This window comes from Dyadobacter alkalitolerans DSM 23607 (assembly GCF_000428845.1).
GTDB lineage: Bacteria > Bacteroidota > Bacteroidia > Cytophagales > Spirosomataceae > Dyadobacter > Dyadobacter alkalitolerans.
In genome coordinates, this window is sequence record NZ_AUAS01000043.1 from 1 (window position 1) to 3,566 (window position 3,566).

The following is a 3,566-nucleotide window of genomic DNA, read 5'->3' on the forward strand; positions in this document are numbered from 1 at the left end:
GCCACAAGTGTGCGCCTTCTAACACCAGGCACACTGGAACGCGTTACAAGCTTGACCATCGACGATCAGGGTCAGTACACGGTCGATTCTCTCACAGGGGTTGTTACATTCACCCCGGAAGCCGGCTTCAGTGACACTACATTTGTGGACTATGTGATCACAGATGAGAATGGCCTGGAATCAATCGCTACGATTTCAGTTATTGTTGACTGCCCATTACCTGTTAAACTGGTAGCATTCGATGCCCGCAAGGAAAGCAATACAGCCCGGCTTACCTGGTCAACAACCGAGGAAGTCAATTCGGACCGCTTTGAGATTGAGCGCAGCGCAAGCGGCAAGGATTGGAACAAGATCGGCATGGTTTCATCGCATGGGGAAAGCACGGTACTCCGCGAGTATTCCTTTGTGGACGCCAGCCCAATCAGCGGACAAAACCTGTACCGCCTGAGAATGGTAGATAAAGACGAAACGTTCGCGTATAGCAGTGTGCGTAATGTGACTTTTGCAGAGTTGGCCCGCCTTTCACCTTACCCTAACCCGGTCTCGGAAAGGTTCCATATCACCAATCACCAGCAAATCAAGCAAGTTGCTATGCATAACCAGCGCGGCATGAAAGTTTTTGGCAGCCAGGGTGTTACATCAGAAGGTATTGATGTAAGCCGACTGAGCCCAGGCCTTTACACTGTAACCTTGACCCTGTTTGACGGCACTATCAGCACACACAAGGTAGCAGTTACAAGGTAACGCTTCCAGTCTTCGGGTGGCCATTGCTGCCCGAAGACTTTTTTACTTTTAGGTAGACTTAAAAGTAACATTCTACGCAGGAATGAGGTGCCTTGTTCGGGCCCTATTATCAATGTCTTTTCGCAGATGAGCTCTTGGTACCGGTCGCAATCATAGTCTCCCTGACTCAACTAGTTACCCTTTTTTCGCGCACACTGTTAACATGACGCAGAAAACTTCTAATCAGCCGCAAGCCTTCGACAAAAAGGATTGGGCATCAATCCTGGTATTTATACTGCTGCTATCACTGGTATATATAGCCAGAAAGCCCTGACACAAGCGGGGCATTCAAATCCTCTATTTTAAACTTAATCATGACTATGAAAAAATACGTCGCAGAATTCATCGGCACCTTTTGGCTGGTGCTGGGCGGGTGCGGAAGCGCTGCCCTTTCAGCTGCATTTCCTAGTGTCGGAATCGGCCTTTTAGGGGTATCGCTTGCATTCGGGCTTACTGTGCTGACGATAGCTTACTCTTTGGGCCACATATCGGGAGCGCACCTGAACCCGGCCGTTTCGCTGGGCCTTTGGGCCGGTGGCCGTTTTGATGGTAAAGAGCTGTTGCCTTATATCATTGCCCAGGTCCTGGGCGGCATCGCCGGGGCAGCAGTCCTTTATGTAATTGTTACAGGCAACGGAAGCCAGATCGGGGATTTTGCCGCTAATGGCTACGGTGAGCACTCGCCAGGCGGGTACAGTATGAGTGCGGCCCTTCTGACAGAATTTGTAATGACCTTCATTTTCCTGATCATCATCCTGGGCTCCACCTATCCTTCCGCACCTTTCGGCTTTGCCGGGGTTGCCATCGGTTTGGGCCTCACATTGATACATCTGATTAGTATACCCGTAACCAACACCTCCGTTAACCCGGCACGCAGCATCAGCCAGGCCTTATTCGTTGGCGGGTGGGCTACCCAGCAACTGTGGCTATTTATTGTAGCGCCCCTTGCAGGTGCTTTCTTAGCAGGAATATTTTACAAAGCGGTCCTTGCCAGGGACTAAGCATCTCATTTAGATAGAAACCGTTAGGTAGTTTAGATATTCTCCCGGCCTTGCCGGGAGAATTATTTTATATCGGCACCAATTGGATTAAAAGCTTTCCCCTGATAAAATAAGATCCTGGTAATTTCGTATATTTATACCAGGCCGATGCCAGGAAAATTATCATATATTTCTTAAAGACCGCTAATGCCAAGCATCGCTATCATCGACCTCCAACCTCTATCATGCCTGGGCATAAAAGCCTACTTGCAAAATTTGTTACCAGCTAGCCAATACCAGACCGCCTATGCCCAAGAGACGGTCAATGATCTAGTGCTGGGTCCTGAGCTGGACCTTGTCATTTTAGGCCTAAACCGAGAAAATGAGGCAACCACAACCTTTTTGACCGACAAGGTGCTTACCGCCGGGCAGCAGCTTCCCGTGATTGTCATGTACGAATTTTTTGATTTAGCGTTGCTGAAACAGCTTGGAAAGCAGGCGGCAACCGGCTTTATAGCCAAGGAAAACGCATTTATAGAACTTGCAAAATGCGTTCAGACGGTGCTTTCTGGCAATATTTTTATATGTGAGAAAACCAGCCAGCATGTAATCAATGCCTTTGCTAGCCCTGCCACCCAAAACCGAAGGTCTTTTAACAAAAAAGCGGCCCCTATCGCCTAACGAAAAATAAGCAAACCCCTTTATTAGATTATTTAATGATGTATGACGGCGCTACACTGCCATGTCAGGCTCCTCTCTTTTGACGTTTTATAACTGCAAACCATTTTTTATACTAAAACGTATAGTGTAGATAGGTAGACTTACTTAAAACATTATATGAGAGTATTACTTGTTAAAGATCATCCGCTGATCAGAGTGGGGTTAGAACTGCTGGTAAGGGAGGTTTATCCACGCAGCCAGGTCGTCCATGCAACAGACTTTGCGCAAGCAGTGAACAACATAAAAGCCCAATTATTCAATTTCATCATTTTAGATATCGGTATTCCGGGGGGCAACACGGAAGAAATGATCAAGACAATTAAAGAAATGCAGACTGCAGTTCCAATTCTGGTTTATACTTCTTATGATGACCAGCTTTATGGTTTGACATATATTAGCGCAGGGGCAGATAGCCTCCTATCAAAAGATGCCCCCTCCGACCAAATCAAAGCAACTATAAAAATACTCGTAGAAAAAGGGAAATATCTTAGTGCAGAACTACGCTGCAAAGCCTATCTCCTATCGAGTTACGAATAACTCAGCTTTTATTGGAAGGGCACTGGAATAGGGATATAGCACTTTTATTGAACCTAAAAACTTGACGGTCAGTACACACAAACAACCGTTTCTGAGTACTAGCAATGGTGCATATAAGAGATCAGTGACTAGTTAGAATTTCAACATTATGCAGATGGTATTGAAGTCTTCAAGGTTTTTCCGCTGGGCTGCCCGGTGCCCTAACTTTTATCTGCTTGCCCTACTATACTTAAAACACTGCATACCTAAGGCGAAACCGGTAATGAGTACCAGCTCTTACCGTTAAGTCAATATATTAATAATGTAAAAAAAATTCTTAATATATTCCAACTAATTCTTAGAAGTTGTGTCTAAGAGGAAACAAGAACAAACAGACCCATGAAAACGATTGCAACACTCCTTATAGCTATCACCCTCGTAGCGTGTGAAAAAAAGGATGTTAATCCAGAACCATATGCTACTGAAATCGGTTGACAGTTAGCCCGTTTTCAAGTATCCAGGCGGGTATTGGACATTTCCAAAACGGATTTTTTTGTACGGGTACCA

4 protein-coding genes are annotated in these 3,566 nt (G+C 45.8%); all 4 read left to right on the plus strand.

The genetic code is table 11. The features are described from left to right. The coding region (locus tag G395_RS30720) for a T9SS type A sorting domain-containing protein (protein WP_169720107.1) at positions 1-744 on the plus strand (744 nt) is incomplete at its 5' end. Between the two features lie 359 nt (positions 745-1,103). Beyond that, entirely contained in the window at positions 1,104-1,784 is a 681-nt protein-coding gene (gene aqpZ / locus G395_RS0127035; protein ID WP_026632857.1) for an aquaporin Z, read from the plus strand. A 186-nt stretch (positions 1,785-1,970) separates the two neighbouring features. Beyond that, on the plus strand, positions 1,971-2,444 hold the full coding sequence (locus G395_RS0127040) for a response regulator (RefSeq protein ID WP_026632858.1): 474 nt from the start codon (positions 1,971-1,973) through the stop codon (positions 2,442-2,444). Positions 2,445-2,600: 156 nt separating this feature from the next. Next, the gene (locus G395_RS0127045) at positions 2,601-3,020 is read left to right on the plus strand and encodes a response regulator (RefSeq protein WP_026632859.1); all 420 of its coding nucleotides are present in this window, start codon (positions 2,601-2,603) and stop codon (positions 3,018-3,020) included. Positions 3,021-3,566: the final 546 nt, after the last annotated feature.